At 44.1% G+C, this 17657-nt stretch carries 18 protein-coding genes; all 18 read right to left on the reverse strand.

The window, feature by feature from the left end; all coding sequences use genetic code 11:
• Positions 1-49 precede the first annotated feature (49 nt).
• The 18 genes from IGI82_RS08990 to IGI82_RS09075 all read right to left on the reverse strand — a co-directional run bounded on the left by IGI82_RS08990 (position 50) and on the right by IGI82_RS09075 (position 17609).
• Positions 50-688 (reverse strand): hypothetical protein, encoded by a 639-nt coding sequence (locus IGI82_RS08990; RefSeq protein WP_438842076.1) that lies wholly within the window; start codon positions 686-688, stop codon positions 50-52.
• A 137-nt stretch (positions 689-825) separates the two neighbouring features.
• A complete protein-coding gene (locus tag IGI82_RS08995; RefSeq protein ID WP_438842077.1) occupies positions 826-3093 on the reverse strand; it encodes an AAA family ATPase in 2268 nt (755 codons plus the stop codon).
• Positions 3094-3111: 18 nt separating this feature from the next.
• Positions 3112-3591 (reverse strand): DUF6530 family protein, encoded by a 480-nt coding sequence (locus IGI82_RS09000; RefSeq protein ID WP_005235941.1) that lies wholly within the window; start codon positions 3589-3591, stop codon positions 3112-3114.
• A gap of 189 nt (positions 3592-3780) precedes the next feature.
• Positions 3781-4038 carry a TfoX/Sxy family DNA transformation protein gene (locus tag IGI82_RS09005; protein ID WP_074933839.1) on the reverse strand — a complete coding sequence of 86 codons (258 nt, stop codon included), beginning with the start codon at positions 4036-4038 and terminating at the stop codon, positions 3781-3783.
• Positions 4031-4573 carry a GNAT family N-acetyltransferase gene (locus IGI82_RS09010; protein WP_010748353.1) on the reverse strand — a complete coding sequence of 181 codons (543 nt, stop codon included), beginning with the start codon at positions 4571-4573 and terminating at the stop codon, positions 4031-4033. Before IGI82_RS09010 ends, IGI82_RS09005 begins: the two co-directional genes overlap by 8 nt.
• A 176-nt stretch (positions 4574-4749) precedes the next feature.
• The gene (locus IGI82_RS09015) at positions 4750-5598 is read right to left on the reverse strand and encodes a DegV family protein (RefSeq protein ID WP_005235946.1); all 849 of its coding nucleotides are present in this window, start codon (positions 5596-5598) and stop codon (positions 4750-4752) included.
• 93 nt (positions 5599-5691) lie between these two features.
• Positions 5692-6966: an LCP family protein gene (locus tag IGI82_RS09020; RefSeq protein ID WP_438842078.1), complete on the reverse strand. Its 1275-nt coding sequence runs from the start codon at positions 6964-6966 to the stop codon at positions 5692-5694.
• A gap of 117 nt (positions 6967-7083) precedes the next feature.
• Positions 7084-7554 (reverse strand): GNAT family N-acetyltransferase, encoded by a 471-nt coding sequence (locus IGI82_RS09025; RefSeq protein ID WP_438842079.1) that lies wholly within the window; start codon positions 7552-7554, stop codon positions 7084-7086.
• Positions 7529-8410 (reverse strand): prephenate dehydratase, encoded by an 882-nt coding sequence (gene pheA, locus IGI82_RS09030; protein ID WP_438842080.1) that lies wholly within the window; start codon positions 8408-8410, stop codon positions 7529-7531. Before pheA ends, IGI82_RS09025 begins: the two co-directional genes overlap by 26 nt.
• Before the next feature lies 1 nt (position 8411).
• The gene (locus IGI82_RS09035; RefSeq protein ID WP_438842081.1) at positions 8412-8918 is read right to left on the reverse strand and encodes a shikimate kinase; all 507 of its coding nucleotides are present in this window, start codon (positions 8916-8918) and stop codon (positions 8412-8414) included.
• A complete protein-coding gene (aroA, locus tag IGI82_RS09040; protein WP_438769876.1) occupies positions 8915-10204 on the reverse strand; it encodes a 3-phosphoshikimate 1-carboxyvinyltransferase in 1290 nt (429 codons plus the stop codon). Before aroA ends, IGI82_RS09035 begins: the two co-directional genes overlap by 4 nt.
• A gap of 9 nt (positions 10205-10213) precedes the next feature.
• A complete protein-coding gene (locus tag IGI82_RS09045) occupies positions 10214-11296 on the reverse strand; it encodes a prephenate dehydrogenase (protein ID WP_034868604.1) in 1083 nt (360 codons plus the stop codon).
• A gap of 44 nt (positions 11297-11340) precedes the next feature.
• The gene (gene aroC, locus IGI82_RS09050; protein WP_005226098.1) at positions 11341-12507 is read right to left on the reverse strand and encodes a chorismate synthase; all 1167 of its coding nucleotides are present in this window, start codon (positions 12505-12507) and stop codon (positions 11341-11343) included.
• A 19-nt stretch (positions 12508-12526) separates the two neighbouring features.
• The gene (gene aroB / locus IGI82_RS09055) at positions 12527-13582 is read right to left on the reverse strand and encodes a 3-dehydroquinate synthase (protein ID WP_015509713.1); all 1056 of its coding nucleotides are present in this window, start codon (positions 13580-13582) and stop codon (positions 12527-12529) included.
• Between the two features lie 36 nt (positions 13583-13618).
• Complete coding sequence (aroF, locus tag IGI82_RS09060) at positions 13619-14644, reverse strand: 3-deoxy-7-phosphoheptulonate synthase (protein WP_005226100.1); 1026 nt, start codon at positions 14642-14644, stop codon at positions 13619-13621.
• Positions 14645-14683: 39 nt separating this feature from the next.
• On the reverse strand, positions 14684-15553 hold the full coding sequence (locus tag IGI82_RS09065; protein ID WP_015509715.1) for a shikimate dehydrogenase: 870 nt from the start codon (positions 15551-15553) through the stop codon (positions 14684-14686).
• Between the two features lie 413 nt (positions 15554-15966).
• Complete coding sequence (locus tag IGI82_RS09070) at positions 15967-16725, reverse strand: ABC transporter ATP-binding protein (RefSeq protein WP_005226102.1); 759 nt, start codon at positions 16723-16725, stop codon at positions 15967-15969.
• Positions 16725-17609 carry an ABC transporter permease gene (locus tag IGI82_RS09075; RefSeq protein ID WP_010748362.1) on the reverse strand — a complete coding sequence of 295 codons (885 nt, stop codon included), beginning with the start codon at positions 17607-17609 and terminating at the stop codon, positions 16725-16727. The genes IGI82_RS09070 and IGI82_RS09075 overlap by 1 nt, the downstream gene beginning before the upstream one ends.
• Positions 17610-17657: the final 48 nt, after the last annotated feature.

Below are 17657 nucleotides of genomic sequence, written 5' to 3' on the forward strand. Positions count from 1 at the left end.
CATATGTTCGCATTTTGGAAGAGGGAAATAAAAGCAGCCTATCATCCCCTCACCCATTCGGGCATCCGTTAACGAGAATCTCTTCAACCGTCCTCTTTGTACCGCGGAATCGTAACAAAAAAAGCAACAAGAGCACACCAAGTTGAGCGATTAATAGACCTTTAAAGGGAAATTCAAAAGTAAAGCCTGTGGGAAGATGAAAGAAATGGAAGAAATCCTGCAGTGCTTTTTGACTAAACCACAAACCGCTGACAAGCCCTATCAAACTAATAACAGTGCTTTGAATGCCTACAAAGAAAAGCTCTTCAAAGGTGATTAACAACGGAGACTGTCCTAACAACAACCGAATACTCAGAGATTGCTGCTCCTCCCCCATCAAATGAAAACGATACATGTGATTGCAGTGCCATAAAAAGGCGGCGATCAAGCCTACAGTTAGAACGCCTAGTACGAAGCGTAGCAACTGCAAAAAGAAAAGCCAACTGGCATACGTGAGATCCATCTGATTCTCACTGCTATTTGTTTCATATTGTAGCCATTGATGAAAAAACACTAACCAATGCTCTGCAAAGATGGCGATGATCAGTAAAAGAATCGCCAACACACCACTCATCAGCAAACTGCGCCTACGAAGTGCTGCGTGCCAGCCGAATTGGCAAGGATAGTAGAAGTACCGCCATTTGTTCATGATATCCCTCCTTTTGGCGTCTATTTTACAGAACTATCCAAATTTAGACAAATATCATCTTGTTTACATAATATAATTATGATCAAAAAAAGAGTGCGGCATGCAGTCCACACTCTTTTCCCTTTCGCTATCGACGTTTACAAATACCTTGTCAGTAGCTGCAACAAACGCTGCGGAAATTCTGTTAGATTGGAAAGATCAATAAAGCGTTCCTCCCCATAAATCGCTTTGATCACCTCTTTGTCTTGCCCAATAGCAGCTGCAAGAAACAGCACCCCTTGTCGTTCATAGTCAGCGATCACCTGCTGAATATCTTCTTTGGCTTTTCCCCCTGTATAATCAGGAAGAGCTTTTGGCTGGCCATCACTGATATTCAAGAGTAATTTAGTGGTTGCCGGCTGATGAGCGAGCTTTTCAGCTAGCACGCGCAAGACAGCTCCATCACGGTTATTTTGCCGAGGCTTCATTGTCATGAGTTTCTCTGGCACAAATTCAAAGCCTTCATTAAATTCTTTGTATGCAAAAAGCGAGGTTTTTTCACGAGCGGTCACGTCCGCTGTATCGCCATAGATCATCAATGGCAAAGATAAACGTTCGGCAAAAGCATTCACCGCTAAGACCGCCTGTTGGGCATACAATATCCGATCTTCTCGAATCATCGAACCTGATTCATCGATGCGCAAAGCAAGAGCTAAGGAAGGCTGTTCGTGAGGTGGATTCTTCTTGTCAAAGGTCCGGAAATCCTGATACGCAACCTTGCTGGCATCAAAGCGTGTACCGCTGTACTTACCTTTACTGTATGCCGAAGCTTGTTCGTTTTCCAATACTTCTTGGGTTTGCTTGATCAATGACTCTACGATCGGCAGCAACGGCTGCAAACGCTGTTGGGCTTCAGTCGCTTTTTCTAAATCGACGGGTGGTCGATGAACGATCAGCCCTTCTTTGGCATGGATCGATTCTTTCAATGCTTGTCGTGCTGCCTTTGATGCCGTGGTTTTCTTTTCTTTCTCCTGGGCTTCATACGCTTCGATCGACAAAGAATGAGAAGCAGGAGCTGCCTCTTGTGTCTCACTCCCAGCTTTTGCTTGGCCATCATGACTATTGCGTTCTAGTTCTTCTGAAAACGTCGCCTCAGTTGCTGCGCTTTTCGCTTCTTGTTTGTCAGAATCACTGGTTTCCATCGTTTCCGCCTCAGTTTCTTGATTGGCGGTCTCAAGGACTTGCTCATTTTTTAGGATGGGCGTGCCTTCTTCCACTACATTGCGTTGGTCAGCCTCTTCGCTGCTGATTCTGCGACCTTTGATTTGTTCTTTAAAGGCATTTAGCGGTTGTCCAGAAAACAAAAGCCGCAATTGCGCCAATAACCCTGAAGCTTCTAGCGCCTGTTGTAAAAGAGAAAGCTCATTTGGATCGGTAGTGATTTTGTAGAGCACTTTGCTATCAATTGCTGTAAAGGGATCTTGTCCTTGTTTGACTGCATTTAACCAATAAAAATAAGAACGCATGCCCGCCACCCCTTTGATAGCGTTGGCTTTGGCGGTCACGTCTAGTAAGCGTATGATTTCAGCCATTTTCTCTGCAGTCGTTTTGTCCGGATAACTGGTTTTGGCAATGCCTCGCTGCACCATGACTGCTAGCTCAGGTAAATCCATTTTTTCAGCGTGCTGCATCCGATCTCGCAAGGATTCGTTCAAGGGGCGGTTACCTTGGTAATTCCGATTCGTTGTGATGATCACCACACAGTCAGGGTGTCGTCGAACAAAGCCAGTCGGGATATTTAGCATCCCGTTTTGTTCAAGGGCCGAGTTTAGTGCCACTAGTACCGAAGCATCACGAATGACCGTTGGTTCTTGAATCTCAAGCAAATAGCCTTTTTCCAGCGCCCGTACGATTTCGGAGGGATAAAATTTGTACTGAATCGTCGGTTGCTGATCACTGGTTTCAATCCGTTCGATCAGTTCCGCAAATTTCGCCCGTGCCCGCTCACGAGTCAAGGAAAAATGCCGCTGGATCAATGCCAAGACATCTTCAAAACAATCACTTTGATAAATCGCATCCAGCAAGTCCTTGTCCTCTTCTTGGTCGGTGTTGATCACTGGTAATAAAGCACCAAATACATCTGACTTATCCATATCCGCAAAGCAGGTGATTTTGGTGTAAGGCAGTTGCAAGTCGGCAGAAAGTGCCTTTGCCAACTGGGTCTTACCAGACCCAGCATCGCCTTCCAGCAACACATTGAAGATCTTCATCTCTGGATCCGCCCAATTCAACGCGATCTCTGAAGCAATTCGTAGTTCTTCAGCACTGGTCTGATGACTTTGTGGTTTTTTCCAAATCATGGTTTGTTCTAATTTGCTAAAAGCGCGTCCTTTCGTTACGACAAAAAACGGTTGATTTCGTGTCATGGCAATCTGCTCCTTTTCTTAATAACCTAGCTCATCTAAAAGCCGCTTTAGGATTTTGAAGCGTTCGCCGTATAGCTCGCCATCTTTTTGTAAGGAATCATAAAAAAGCAGAATGTCTTCATCGATTTTAGGATTTTCGGTGTCTACTTCAACGGTCATACGATTTCCTTGCAGGCCAATGATCTCGATCAACGGATTTTCAGGATCGTAAAACTTTTCATGGCGATAGGCCTCTTGAAAATACAAACTAGATTGCGCCACTAAGATTGCTAGATCTAAGATTCTAGTGAGGGGTAGTTCTTCTGACTGACGAGACCATTTTTCACCTGTATGGCGCCAAACCTTGCCTGAGATATCGACTTTTCCGCGATCATTCCATTGTGCTAATCCGAGGGAAAGGCCTTTTGCATCTGTATGTAACGCATTTTTTCCGTCAACAGTATCATAGTCTTCCACTTTAATGACGGGCTTATGTTTCAAGTTTTCTGGTATTTTCATTATTCTCACTCCTTGTTTAGTAAATTAGTAATTTACTAGATAGAGTAAGTATAATGAGGAAGCTGGTTTGGAACAAGCAAAAGGTCTTTTCTAGTAGCTAGGGACAGATGTTTATAGAAAAAGCACTTGATAAGAAGCATCTAAAAACAAACGCTCTTAAAAAGTGCTTTTTTATGACGCATTACTTCACTAACTCAATTGATTGAAAAAAAGGCGTAACGCTTGTTTTCTCTGATATGTAAGCTGCGCTTTAGGAATGCCTTGGATCGCCCCTTCAATGCCGTAGAGCATATGCAAGCAAGCGCCCGCATCACATTGGTGGCGGATAGCTAGAAAAACCTCTTCGGCCGTTTTTGTGCGTAGTTGTTCAGGAGTATTGATGCCGATACGAACCAGGTGATCCGCTAAAACCTGACCTACATTTGGTAATTTTTGCAGTTCATTCATAGGTTTCTCCTTTTTGATTGTGGTCATCTTGCCCCTCTTTCTCTTGACGAACCAACGCATAGAGCTTCATGTCGAACAGCTGTTGGTTTTTCTCCGCATGCTTTCGCAAAACGCCTTCTAACGTAAAACCTGCCTTTTCCAACACACGACAAGAGGAATGATTCTTCGCAAAAGATTCAGCAGAAATACGAACGATAGTTGATGTAGTAAATACATAGTCACATAGTTGCTGAACGGCTTGCGTCATCAAGCCTTTTCCCCAATACTCTTGTGCAATAGAGTAGCCAATCTCAGCCGTTCTATAATGGATATTTTCTTTGCGAACAGCACGGATACTGCCGACTGCTCGGTCATCCACAGTGATCGCAAAGGCAAATTCTGCTTCCTCCACAGATCGAATATAGGCTTGTGCATCTGCGACCGTATAGGGGAATGGCAACCCATCTCGTAAATAATCGTGGATGGTTTGATTATTTAACGCATGGGCTAAATCTTGCGCATCGCTCATTTGCCACCTTCTTAAGGAACACTTCATAGCAACTCCTCCTTTGTCAGTCCTTCATTTTGATCCTATTGTACGAGTTTGTGTGATTTTTTACAAGCGAATCTCAAAAAAGCAGAAAAAAGAACCAGCTAGACAAACGTCTAACTGGTTCTTACATACATCGTCTTGAAAAGATAATGGCGTGATAAACATAGAAAAAATAAAAATTATTGCGCTGAAATAGCGATCCCAATGGCTTTTTCTCCTAAATGCGTGCCGATAACTGGTCCGAAGTGTCCAATCTCAATTTCTGCATTTGGGTATTTCGCTTGTAGCTTCGCTTTTTCTTCTTTCGCTACTTCTAAATTGTTGGCGTGGATTACATAAAATTTAACAGGCAATGCGATTTCTTGCTCCCGTTGACCAATGATATCTTCTGCGCGATTGAATGCTTTTTTACTGGAACGAATGCGCTCGTAAAGCACAATTTTTCCTTGATCAAAGGTCAAGATCGGTTTGATTTTTAATAATCCGCCAATCAAGGCTGCCCCATTGGTTAAGCGACCGCCGCGAACCAAGTTATTCAAGTCGTCCACGATTAGATAGGCATAGGTATTGTCTCTGATAGTGTCCAGATGGGAAATGATCTCTTCGACGGTTTTGCCTTGACTTGATAGATCAAGAGCGGTTTCTACCATGTGACCCATCGGCATACTTGTGATTTTCGAATCGTAAGGAATGATTTGAACACCTTCGATTTCATCGGTGATTCCATACAGCGTTCCGATAAATCCAGAGATACCGCTTGATAAGTGGATACTAATGATCGTGTCGTAACCGCGATCTTTCAATGACTCATATAAGGCTAACACTTCTCCTAATACCGGTTGAGAAGTGGTTGGGAATTCTTTGCTGTTTTTCAGCAAAGCGTAATACTCATCAGCTTCAATGTCGATACCCTCATTGTAGACTTTTCCATCTAAAATAACAGGAATCGGTATGATAAACAAATCTTCATGGTTTTTGATCCGTTCCGGCAGATAAGCTGTACTGTCAGTAACAACGGCTAATTTCATTCTTTTTCCTCGTTTCAACAAATTTCAAACGTCATTAATAATATAGCATAAATTTACTTACTTTCAAATGGTTTTCAGAACTTTTCATTCTGCTTACTCATTAAGAAAATTCCTGATCGCTTGTTGATTGGTTTCAAGATTGACGACTAACACACTTCCAGCACTCGCACTTGAACCGTATTGCCAAGAGTCAGCGACTGGGACAGTCAAGCTGTCGACTCCTCCCGCCCCTCGAGCAATCGAGAAGGTATTTTTTAATAGGAAAGACATTGGCAGGTTGGTGGAAGCATAGCCTAAGACTTTTCCTGCTGCATAAGGCAATTTTAAAATAGCTAAAGGATTTTTCATTTCGCTAAAGATCGCATCCATTACTTGCTGCTGTCGTCTTACACGACCGAAGTCACCTTCTTCGTCCATCCGAAAGCGTGCGTATTGCAACAGCTCAAGCCCATTCATTTGTTGTTGCCCTTGTTTGATGGCAACTTCAAGATTTTTACTCATATCTTTTTCCGCGTTGATAGCAACACCTGAGGGAAACAGTGTGTCGATCACTTTTTCAAAGGAACGAAAGTCAACTTTTGCATAATAGTTGGTTTCTAGCCCGAAGTTTTCCGCTAACGTTTGTCTGACTAAATCAGCACCACCAAAGGCATACGCCGCATTGATCTTGTTTTCGCCATAACCGGGAATCGTAACTAAAGTATCCCGCATAAAGGAAAGCAGCTTCGGTTGCTTACTGGGACCATCTAATTGCAAAACCATAATAGTGTCTGCGCGTCCAGCTTCTCCTTCACGACTATCACTACCAATGAGCAATATATTACGAGCACCATTAGCAGCGGCCGTACCATTAAAGGTCTCTTCATCAGTCGTAGCAAAAGCAGCGTCACTTCTTGCGACTTGCTGACCGACAAGAAACGCAATCAATGAATAGGCAAAAAGCACCAATAGTACCCGAACCACAATACGTAGAACTGGGTGCTTCCGCTTTTTCTTTTGTTTGGGTTGCTTGGTCTTCTTAAACTTTTGCGGTTTTTGTTTGCTTTGTTCCTGGCCTTGATGCATCGCAGGTCCCTGAGCAGATAGCGGGGGGATTGCGCTTTTTCGTCCCTCAGATTTTTTTATTCCTACTTGTGACTGTTCTCGGGAACTTTGAGCCGCACGGGGGTCGCTTGCCCTAGGATGCTCGGTGTTTTGATACAAAATGTCTCTTACTGGCTCATCAGCAGACGAAGTAGAATCACTCGGTCTGACGCGCTGGTTTCTTCTTTTGGCTTCTCGGCGGGCAAAGATACTTTCTTTGGCTGCCTGACTGGATTCCTTTTCTAGCCGTTCATGCAGTTTTTTATTTTTTTCCATCCTGCTCATTGCTTCTGATCCTCCAACTAAAAAATAGCTCTCTGTCTATAAGGATACCCTAGACCTTATAGAAAGAAAGCTATTTTCTGAAATTTTAACCTTTTTCTAGGAAATTTCTTCATTTTTCTACCTTAGATGCTTTGATGCTCCTTGTCGTGTGCTCACAAATCCTGCTTGCTCATAAAATGATTTCACTTGATTTGCCGACCAAAAGTTTAGTGAGAGATCATAGAAGCCTTTTTCCAACGCAACGTTTTCAGCAAATGCCATCAATTGTTTTCCAATATGCATCCCTTGGTACCGAGGGTCAACAGCGATCGCTGCAATTTCTAACCACTTTCGTTCATGCATCATCGCATTTTGTGGAAAACAGACCTCTTGAAGATGCACAAAGCCACAAGGCTGGTCCGCCAACCAAGCGATAAAAAAGTGGTGGCTTGGCTCTTGCAGCTGCTGTGTGATTGCTTGTTCAAATCTTGACTGATCAAAGGACTTAAAAATCGTTGGGTACCATTGATGGTGCTGTGTTTGGATCTCTTTATGAAACGTTGCTAAAAGTGTTTCATCTTGGCTAATTTTTATTTTGACTTGAGTCATTTTTTGTCACTTCCTCAACAACATTTACGGAATACACGCCGAGAAGATGGACGTGACCACCCAACAACTGAATCTCTTCAAAGGCATTTACAATCAGTTGCCACGGTTTGTCCATCACCAGATCGATCACGAAAAAGTATTCCCCTAAGGTGGTTTTTGACGGCCGCGATTCAATTTTGCTTAAATCAATTTCTCGCCAGCCAAAGGTTGCTAAGATTTTGTGCAAGATTCCCGGGCGATTTGCTGGCAGCGTCACAAAAATCGTTGCTTTCTCGACGGTCTGCTCTGGTAATTGGGTGTTTGCTGCTTTCTTCGTCAAAGCCCAAAAACGGGTTTGATTAAAGGCAACATCTTGAATATTGGTTTCTTTGATCGTTAACTGATAAGCCAAAGCGGCTTCTTTGGAAGCAATCGCCGCAACTGCTTCTTCTGGATGTTTTGCTACGTAGGCTGCTGCAGTCGTTGTGGAAGCAACCGCCTCAACAGTAGCTCCAGCAAATCGGGCTTCGATGAAGTCGGCACATTGCGCCAAGGCTTGCGGATGAGAAATTATCTTAGTGATAGGACGGTTGTCTTTTGCTATTTGCTGAGAAACTAACAATTGATGATTGATCGGTAAAATAATTTCCTGTTCGATGCTCAATTTATTTTGACGAAAGAGCGTATCAATCGTGGCATGAACAGACCCTTCTAATGAGTTCTCGTTCGGAACGACCGCACGATCGATCACACCATTAGCTAGCGCTTGAATACAAAGTGGAATCGATCCATAAGGGATACAGGCATTTTCTGGATACGCTTCTTGCGCAGCTAAATGCGTAAAGGAACTTTTCGGTCCTAAATAACCAATCTTCATTTTATGCACCTGCTTTGATCAAAATTTCCTGTACGATTTCTTCTGGTGTTTTGTTCGTCGTTTCAACGATCAATGAAGCAGTTTCTTCATAAAGAGGGATCCGAGGACGGTAAACAGCCAATATTTCTTCTGGTGATTTTGAGACGACTAAGGGACGAATGCTGCCAGTATCCGCCTTTAAGCGATGGATCAGTTCCTCGGGATCTGTTTTTAAATACACGACGAGCGGCATCTCTTTTAAAAGCTGACGATTTTCTTCTTTTAATACGATGCCCCCACCAGTGGAAATAATTTGTTCCTTTGCCAAAGTTTTAGCTAAAATATCCGTTTCGATTTTGCGAAAGGCTTCCTCATCGTGTTGATCGAAAAAGTCTTGAATGGTCATGCCGATCTCAGCAACGATCAAGTCATCAAAATCCACATGAGACTGTTTCGTTTCTTCAGCCAAAAGACGACCAATCGTGGTTTTTCCAGCACCCATAAAGCCAATTAATATCACTTTTTTCACTCGCTGTTTCCTCCTTTAGCCAAACGTGCGACATCCTCAAAAAAATCAGGATAAGAAACTGCTACGGCTTCGGCTTTTTCTAATTCTACCTCTTCATCTGTCAATAAGGCGGCAATTTGCAGCATCATGCCGATGCGATGGTCCCCCCGACTTGACACACGTCCGCCATGCAAAGGGGTTGGACCGTTGATGATCAACCCGTCCTCGGTGGGAGTGATGTCCGCTCCTAGTTTTGTCAACTCTTCGGCAGTTGCATCAATTCGGTTGGTTTCTTTTACTTTTAGTTCTTCCGCATCTTTGATCACCGTTTTGCCATGCGCCTGCGTGGCTAACAACGCAATGATCGGCAATTCATCGATCAAGCGTGGGATAATATCGCCAGCGATGGTTACTGCCTGCAAGGTAGAACTTTGAACGGTAAGGTCAGCTGATTGATTCTGATCATCTTGATTAGAAAAAGCAATCGAAGCACCCATCTCCTCTAACACGTCAAGAATTCCTGTACGAGTGGGGTTGATCCCGACATTTTTTAAAACGATCTCACTTTCTGGCATAATCGCGCCAGCTGTTAAGAAAAAGGCAGCAGAGGAAATATCACCGGGAACAACTACTTCTTGTCCTTGGAGTGTTTGAGGTCCCGTCACAGTGATCGTTTTGCCTTGTGTTGTGATGACACCACCGAATTGACGGATCATTTCTTCGGTGTGGTTGCGGCTTGTTTCTTTTTCAATGATCGTAGATGTACCTTGTGCTTGTAGTGCCGCAAAAATCAGCGCTGATTTTACTTGAGCACTTGCTACGGGCATCTGATAATTGATGGAATGTAATGAAGCCGTGCCATTGATGGTGATCGGTGGGAACTCCGTCTGTTCATACCCTCTCACATTGGCACCCATTTCTCTTAATGGCAGCATCACGCGATTCATTGGTCGTCTATTCAATGAGTCATCACCGAATAAGGTAGTTGTAAATGGCTGTCCAGCCAAAATCCCCATCATTAGACGAATCGTTGTGCCAGAATTACCGATATCGATTGGTTCGTCAGCAGGCTTAAGACCATTAAAGCCCTGTCCTTCAATCGTGATCGTCTGACCGTCATCATGGATCGGAACCCCTAATGATTGAAATGCATGAAGGGTGCTATAGCAGTCTTCTCCACGTAAGAAATTTCGGACAGTCGTTGTTCCTTCAGCTAACGCCCCGAACATGATACTGCGATGCGAGATCGATTTGTCAGCAGGGACCGCTATCGTCCCTTTTAAATGTGTTGCTTTTTTTAGTTTCATCCCAGCCTCCTATTTTTTTCGACACGAATAGGTCGTCTTGTTTTGGATCAGCTGCTCTGCTTGCAGCAAATCATTTTGCGTTTTGAATGAAATCTGTAAAACACCAATGATGTCTTCTCGAGTTTCAAGAATTTTTAAGTTGATCAAAGAGAGCTGATGTTCGCTCAATAGCCCCGTCACTTCAGCGACAACACCGGGATGATCCGGTACATCGATGAATAGATCATAGAATGCCGGGATCGCGCCATTTTGATGAACCGGCAATTGATCCCGTGTTTCCTTCGCGGATTCAAAGAACCGAAAGATCGCCCGTTCGTCTTTTTCCTGCAACCAGTGAGCCATGGTCGTCATTTGTTTTTGCCACTCATCGATCAGCTGCAGTAGTTCCTGTCGATTACTCAATAAGATATCGGTCCACATGCGAGGATCTGAAGAAGCGATGCGAGTGATATCGCGAAAACCGCCTGCTGCAAGTTGTTGCGCTCTGGGGTGGGCTTGGTTGAAAGCGTCTGCCTGATTGACTAATCCAGAAGCAATAATATGGGGCAAATGGCTCAACATCCCTGTGATTTGATCATGCTCTTTTGGCGCAAGCGCCACATATTTGGCTCTGGTGCCGCGAAAAAGCTCTTGCAGCTCTTCCATCCGCTGACTTTTCGTCGGTGTGAAGATATAGTAAGCATTCTCGAAAAGGTTCTCATCGGCTGCTGTGATTCCTGATTTATGAGAGCCAGCCATCGGATGGCCCCCAATAAAATCAAAGGAAAAGGACTCGGCGAATTGGGTGATTTCCGCTTTGGTACTGCCGGTGTCTGTTACTAGCACCGAAGGCTTTAATGAAAGTACCCCCAGTTCGGCAAGATATTTTTTGGTGATCTCTACCGGCAATGCCAACAAAATCACGTCGGCACGGACAGCACCTTCAGAAAATGAAGGGGGCACTTCGTCTACTAAACTTGTTGCTAATGCGATCTCATTGGTTTCCTGACAATCCCAGCCCATCAAATGCACTTGCGGATGTGCCTTTTTGATACATTTTGCTAAGGAAGCGCCGATCAATCCTAGACCGGCGACAAAGATATTTTGGTTCATGAAAAGAATCCTCATTTCTACTGGAATTTTTGCTGGTTCTTTAATCAGTAGGTTAACAAGTATTCTCGATACGCCTGAACAGATGCGGTCAATTCTGCGAATGAATCACTTGGGAACTTTTCTAATAGTTCATTGGCCACCACTGTCGCCACCACACTCTCACAAACAACGCTGGCTGCTGGTACAGCGGTGCTATCTGAGCGTTCGACGCTTGCTTTATACGGTTCTTTGCTGTCGATATCCACACTTTGCAAGGGCTTGTACAAGGTCGGGATCGGCTTCATAACACCACGAACCACGATTGGTTCACCGTTCGTCATGCCGCCTTCAAACCCGCCAAGGTTGTTGCTGCGACGGGTATAGCCTCGTTGTTCGTCCCATAAAATCTCATCCATGACTTTGGAGCCTGGCAAAACACCAGCCTCAAAGCCAACGCCGAACTCAGCACCTTTAAAGGCATTGATGCTGACCACGGCTTGGGCGATTTTCGCATCAAGTTTTTTGTCCCATTGCACGTAACTGCCTAAACCAGCAGGAACGCCGCCAACAAGTACTTCCACTACACCGCCGATCGTATCGCCATTTTTCTTCGTTTGATCGATCAGCTGCTTGATTTCTTCTTCGACTGACGGATCTAACACCCTTACTTCTGAAGCTTCAGAGCGTTCTGCGATTTCTTTGACGGTCAACCCTTCAGGAATTTCCGCTTTGATGCCGCCTAACATTGTTACATGACCCGCCACATCGATGCCAAGCTCCTTTAAAATTTTCTTCGCGATTGCTCCGATGGCTACCCGCATGGTCGTTTCACGAGCAGATGAGCGTTCTAAAACGTTTCGTAAATCTTGATGATGGTATTTCATGCCGCCGACTAAGTCAGCATGACCAGGTCTTGGTCGTGCCACTCGTCGTAGTTTGCGGTCTTTTTCTGGTACCTCTTCGATCGCCATGACCTTGGTCCAGTTTTTCCAATCTTTATTCTCAACCACTAAAGTTACAGGAGAGCCTAGTGTTTTTCCATGACGGATACCCGAAGTGATACGGACTTGGTCTTTTTCAATCAGCATCCGTCCCCCGCGACCATAGCCGGTTTGTCGTCTCGCTAATTCAAAATTAATGTCTTCTGCTGTTAATGGCAATCCTGCCGGTAAACCTTCGATAATGGCGGTCAACTCTGGTCCATGTGATTCGCCTGCTGTAATATAACGCATGATCCGTTACCTTCCTTTCTTATAATAGGTAGTCTTTGATTTTTTCAGTCGGGATCGTCACGATTTTCGCCTGTCCGATCGCTTCTAATAGAATAATCTTCAATTGTTGCCCACGGGCTTTTTTATCATGAGTGATTGCTTGGTATAATTGCTCTTTATCTATTTCACTTGGTGTGATCGGCAAATGAAACTTCTCAACCATTTCTGTAAGCTGCTGGGTCGTACCTTTTGGTGTTAATCCGATGGCTTCTGCATGACGGGTGATCATGATCATCCCCATTGCAACCCCTTCCCCATGACTGGTGTCAAACGCGGCTGTTCTTTCTAAGCCATGCCCGATCGTATGACCGAAGTTCAGTGTCAGACGACTGCCATGATCAAAAGGATCTTCTTCTACTACTTTTTGTTTTACCTTTAAAGAAGCAGTGATTACTTTCTCAGCATGTGCCAAAAGATCGACTTCATCTTTCAAACCTGCTAACGTTTGCCAAAGCTCAGGATCTGCAATAGCAGCTGACTTGATGATTTCAGCAATGCCTTCTTGGACGCGTTTGAGGGGCAAACTTGTAAGTAAATCTGGATCGATCATTACACCGGCTGGTTGTGCAAATGTCCCGACGAGATTCTTGGCACTGCCAGTATTTACAGCAGTTTTTCCGCCGATACTTGAATCCACCTGTGCCAATAACGTCGTTGGAATCTGCAAGAAATCAATGCCGCGCATATAAGTAGAAGCAACAAATCCTCCAAGATCACCAATCACACCGCCACCAAGGGCAATGATCCCATCGCTTCTGGTCATTCCGAGTTGGGCAAGACCATCATATAAATTAGCTGCTTGCTCTAGTGATTTGCTTTTTTCGCCAGCTGGTACGACTAACAGTGTTGCCTCAAACCCTGCAGCGGTTAAGGAATCGACGATTTGTCCGCCATACAGGGGTGCGACGTTGCTGTCTGTAATGACGGCAATACGCTGTTTGTCCCACAACTGTTGCACCCAGGTTCCGACTTTTTGAAACGCCCCTCGTTTGATGAGGATATCATAGGAATGTTCTTCTAAATGAATGTGTAACATTGATTTTTGCACCTCTTTTATTGGTTGTCTTGACGCTTAGTCTTGCAACGCTTTGATTTCTTTCATCGCTTTTTCCATGATATGGACTTCTTTCATCATGTTCATGTACGTTTTTTCATTAAGTGATTGAGGACCATCAGACCAAGCATTGGCTGGATCTGGATGGATCTCAACGATCATTCCATCGGCGCCAGCAGCAACACCCGCTCTAGCCATAGGCGGTACGAGATCCCAGATACCTGTCCCATGACTAGGATCAACGATTATTGGGAAGTGGCTCAGTTTTTTGATGATTGGTACCGCACTTAGATCAAAGGTATTACGGGTTGCTGTTTCGTAAGTTCGGATCCCACGTTCAATGAAAATCACTTCACTTTTATCTTGAACGGCGATGTATTCCGCTGCATTCAACCATTCGTCGATCGTGCCAGAGATGCCTCGTTTAAGGCCAATTGGTTTCCCAGTTTTCCCAACGGCAGCTAGCAATTTGAAGTTTTGCATGTTCCGAGCACCAATCTGCAAAATATCACTGTATTCCGCAACCATATCGATATGTCCTTCGTCCATGACTTCTGTGATGACTTTCATGCCCGTTTCATCCGCTGCTTGACGAATGTATTTTAGCCCTTCTTCTTCCAGCCCTTGGAATGCGTATGGCGACGTGCGTGGTTTGAAGGCACCACCACGTAAGATTTGTGCACCACCAGCTTTAGCGATTCGGGCACATTCACGAATTTGGTCTAAGCCTTCAATCGAACATGGACCAGCCATCGTAACAAAGTTGCCGTCACCGATTTTCACGCCATCTACATCCACAACCGTATCTTGCGGATGGAACTCACGAGAGGTCAATTTGTAGGTGTTTGAGATCCGAATGGCATCTTCGACACCCTCGTAGCTGCGAAAAGCAACATCTTGGATGCGGCGGGTATCCCCTTTTAAGCCGATAACGACCTGTTCTTTTCCTTGGTTGACTTGAACATCTAAGCCTTCTTTTTTGATTCTTGTTACAACAACTTCAACTTGTTCTGGCGTAGCGCCTGGTTTCATAATTACGATCATTTTTTCTTCCTACTTTCGTTTTTTTCTGTTTTTTATTTTTTACATGGATTCGATGAGTGCTTTGACTTTTTCAACAGGCATCGCTTTGCCAGTCCAAAGTTCAAATGCGGCTGCACCTTGATAGAGTAGCATGCTTAAGCCGTTTGCAGTTTTGGCGCCGACTGCTTTCGCATCTTTCAAAAGCTGCGTTTCTCTTGGATTATAGATGACATCATAGACAGCTAATGATTCCCGCAGGAGTGTTTTATCTTTCAGAGGACTTACGGTATCATTTGGTTTCATTCCCACGCCCGTGGCATTTACCAATAAGCTGCTTTGATCGATGGCTGTTTTTAAAGCCATCTGATCTTCTAAGTCGGTTAAGGTAATTTCACAAGCTGTTTTTTGTGCAATCTGTGTTAATTTTTCTTGGATGATTGGATAAAACTCATCCTTGCGGTTAAAGACATGGATCGTTTTGACGCCGTCTAGTGCGGCTTGGCTAATGATCGCTGTCGCCGCTCCACCAGCTCCAATCACCGTCATGGTGTCGCCAATGATGGATACTTGAATGTCCTCAAGAGCTCGCATAAAGCCGATGCCGTCTGTATTGTGCCCAATCAAGCGACCTTCTTGATTGACGATCGTATTGATTGCGCCGATCAACTCGGCTGCTGGTGAACATTCATCCATCAGCGCTACAGCCGCCATTTTATGAGGCATCGATAAATTGACACCTAAGAGGTCCAACTGACGGATGCTTTGGATACTAGCGGCTAAATCATCCGGCTCAACATCAAAGGCCAGATACACGGCGTCGATCCCTTGTTCTTCAAAAGAAAGATTGTGCATCGCTGGAGAGATGCTGTGTTTGGCTGGTTTGGCAAATAGTGCCGCCAACCGTGTGTGTCCGGTTATCATTTGTTTCATCTGGTTCATTCCTTTCAACAAAAAAAGATGTCCACCGTAAATTTAAGAATCTACAGTGAACACCTTCAAACATTACATAACGACAGAGCCGATATGTGAATATAAAAAATAGCCACTATAGATTTTACGATCTACGTGGCTGCGAATTCATTACGAAATGCTCTAGCCATCATAGATACAAACTTAGCGTTTGTACCCATGCCTTCATGAATACAAACCTATCTAAAATAGCTAAAGTAATATTTATTCAGTTGTGTGGGGTTCGTTAGCAATAATTTTTGCATAGTCGTTCGCTCCAAACTGATGTAAGATTGACCTAAGTATAGGTTTAACTTTGAAAGATGTCAATGATTTTTTCTTATTTTTTTCATTTATTTGATTGTTTTTTTTGAAAACACTGTTCTATCAAGGGTTTATAAGTCATCCTCAAAGAACAATAATAGTTCAGGTAAGCTTAATTGCGCTTTTTCCTCTGCTGAAAGATCTTTGACGATCTCCCCTTTTCTGAGCAGGATCAAGCGGTCTCCGTATTTTAATGCATCTTCCATCCGATGGGTGATCATTAGACAGGTCAGGTTTTGTTCTTCCACGCGTTTTGCAGTGATTTGCATCAGCTGTTTGGAGGTCTTTGGATCTAACGCAGCCGTATGTTCATCTAGCAACAACAGTTTTGGAGTTTGGATCGTTGCCATCAATAAACTTAGTGCCTGTCGTTGACCACCAGATAAACTGCCCGTTGGCGTATCCAAATGATTTTCCAACCCGTTGCCGATTTCTTTACAAAGCGCAAAGAACATTTCCCTTTGTCCTTGGAGTTGTCGAAGACCAAGTGACCGTTTTTGCCCTCTTTTTTGTGCTAACAGCAGATTTTCTGCCACTGTCATACGGGGAGCAGTGCCCATTTTCGGATCTTGGAAAACCCGCGCCAAAAAGCGTGCGCGTTTTTCTTCCGAAAGTGTAGTCACATTTTGATCATCGATCATCACTTGCCCACTCGTCAAGGGCATGGTGCCTGAGATGCAGTTGAATAACGTGCTTTTGCCGGCGCCGTTTCCTCCAACGACCGTGACAAATTCTCCTGGCTTTAAAGAAAGATCGATTTTATTCAAGAGTACTTTTTTCTCATTTGGTCCGTTGCCGACAACTTTAAAGGCTTTTTTTAAGGCTAACATTATTCGTCCTCCGTTTCAAAACCAGTGCGTAGATGCAAGGCTTGTTTAAATTGAGGGATCAACAAGCAGATCGTCAAGACGATTGCAGAGAAGATCTTCAAGTAGGTCGTATCAAATCCAGCTTTGATCACAAATAGGATCAATAATTGGTAAATAATGCTGCCGATCACAATAGCGATCAAACGTTCCAGCAAGGTCAGTTCCCCATATAACACTTCACCAATGATGATTGACGCCAGTCCGATAACGATAACACCGATACCTTTGCTAATGTCGGCATAGCCGTCATTTTGCGCAATCAATGCGCCTGAGAGTGCGATCACGCCATTGGAGACGATCAATCCAATGATTTTCATTCGATCGGTATTGATCCCCATCGATTTTGCCATATGCTCATTATCCCCTGTAGCGATGTAAGCTTGACCCAAATTCGTATGGAAAAAGTAAACCAAGACGCCTCCGATCAACAAGACCATGATCAATCCAATGATCACCGTATCATAATAGTTCGGTAAATTCATTCTAGTAAAAAAATCTTGAATCTTCGGTTGGTTTAATAAAGAGAGGTTGGGTGAGCGCATCACAAACAGCATGACCGAGTTCAATGAAGACATCACCAAGATTCCAGCTAAAATCACGGGGATTTTGCCTTTTGTATAAAGAAGTCCTGTCACACAGCCCGCACACATCCCAGCCAATACTCCTAAACAAGTCGCTAAGACGGGCGACACCCCATGGGTGATCGCTGTCACACAGACAGCACCGCCTAACGGAAAGGACCCTTCCGTCGTCATATCCGGGAAATTCAAAATTCGATAGGTCATAAAAATCCCTAATCCCAGGATTCCCCAAAGTAGTCCTTGCCCTATTGCTGAAACAATCATCATTCTTCCTCCATATTCTTACAAGTTTTCTCTTTCAAGACCCTCTCG

The organism is Enterococcus sp. AZ067, assembly GCF_051715005.1.
GTDB lineage: Bacteria > Bacillota > Bacilli > Lactobacillales > Enterococcaceae > Enterococcus_D > Enterococcus_D casseliflavus.

Coding starts and splice junctions, on each gene's coding strand:
- IGI82_RS09070 (WP_005226102.1), bottom strand. CDS start 16,725: ATGTTAGCCTTAAAAAAAGCCTTTAAAGTTGTCGGCAACGGACCAAAT.
- aroF (WP_005226100.1), bottom strand. CDS start 14,644: ATGATCGTAATTATGAAACCAGGCGCTACGCCAGAACAAGTTGAAGTT.
- IGI82_RS08995 (WP_438842077.1), bottom strand. CDS start 3,093: ATGACACGAAATCAACCGTTTTTTGTCGTAACGAAAGGACGCGCTTTT.
- IGI82_RS09010 (WP_010748353.1), bottom strand. CDS start 4,573: ATGAAGTGTTCCTTAAGAAGGTGGCAAATGAGCGATGCGCAAGATTTA.
- IGI82_RS09025 (WP_438842079.1), bottom strand. CDS start 7,554: ATGACTCAAGTCAAAATAAAAATTAGCCAAGATGAAACACTTTTAGCA.
- IGI82_RS09000 (WP_005235941.1), bottom strand. CDS start 3,591: ATGAAAATACCAGAAAACTTGAAACATAAGCCCGTCATTAAAGTGGAA.
- aroA (WP_438769876.1), bottom strand. CDS start 10,204: ATGAAACTAAAAAAAGCAACACATTTAAAAGGGACGATAGCGGTCCCT.
- IGI82_RS08990 (WP_438842076.1), bottom strand. CDS start 688: ATGAACAAATGGCGGTACTTCTACTATCCTTGCCAATTCGGCTGGCAC.
- IGI82_RS09065 (WP_015509715.1), bottom strand. CDS start 15,553: ATGAAACAAATGATAACCGGACACACACGGTTGGCGGCACTATTTGCC.
- pheA (WP_438842080.1), bottom strand. CDS start 8,410: ATGAAGATTGGTTATTTAGGACCGAAAAGTTCCTTTACGCATTTAGCT.
- IGI82_RS09020 (WP_438842078.1), bottom strand. CDS start 6,966: ATGAGCAGGATGGAAAAAAATAAAAAACTGCATGAACGGCTAGAAAAG.
- IGI82_RS09075 (WP_010748362.1), bottom strand. CDS start 17,609: ATGATTGTTTCAGCAATAGGGCAAGGACTACTTTGGGGAATCCTGGGA.
- IGI82_RS09015 (WP_005235946.1), bottom strand. CDS start 5,598: ATGAAATTAGCCGTTGTTACTGACAGTACAGCTTATCTGCCGGAACGG.
- aroB (WP_015509713.1), bottom strand. CDS start 13,582: ATGTTACACATTCATTTAGAAGAACATTCCTATGATATCCTCATCAAA.
- IGI82_RS09045 (WP_034868604.1), bottom strand. CDS start 11,296: ATGAACCAAAATATCTTTGTCGCCGGTCTAGGATTGATCGGCGCTTCC.
- IGI82_RS09005 (WP_074933839.1), bottom strand. CDS start 4,038: ATGAATGAACTGCAAAAATTACCAAATGTAGGTCAGGTTTTAGCGGAT.
- aroC (WP_005226098.1), bottom strand. CDS start 12,507: ATGCGTTATATTACAGCAGGCGAATCACATGGACCAGAGTTGACCGCC.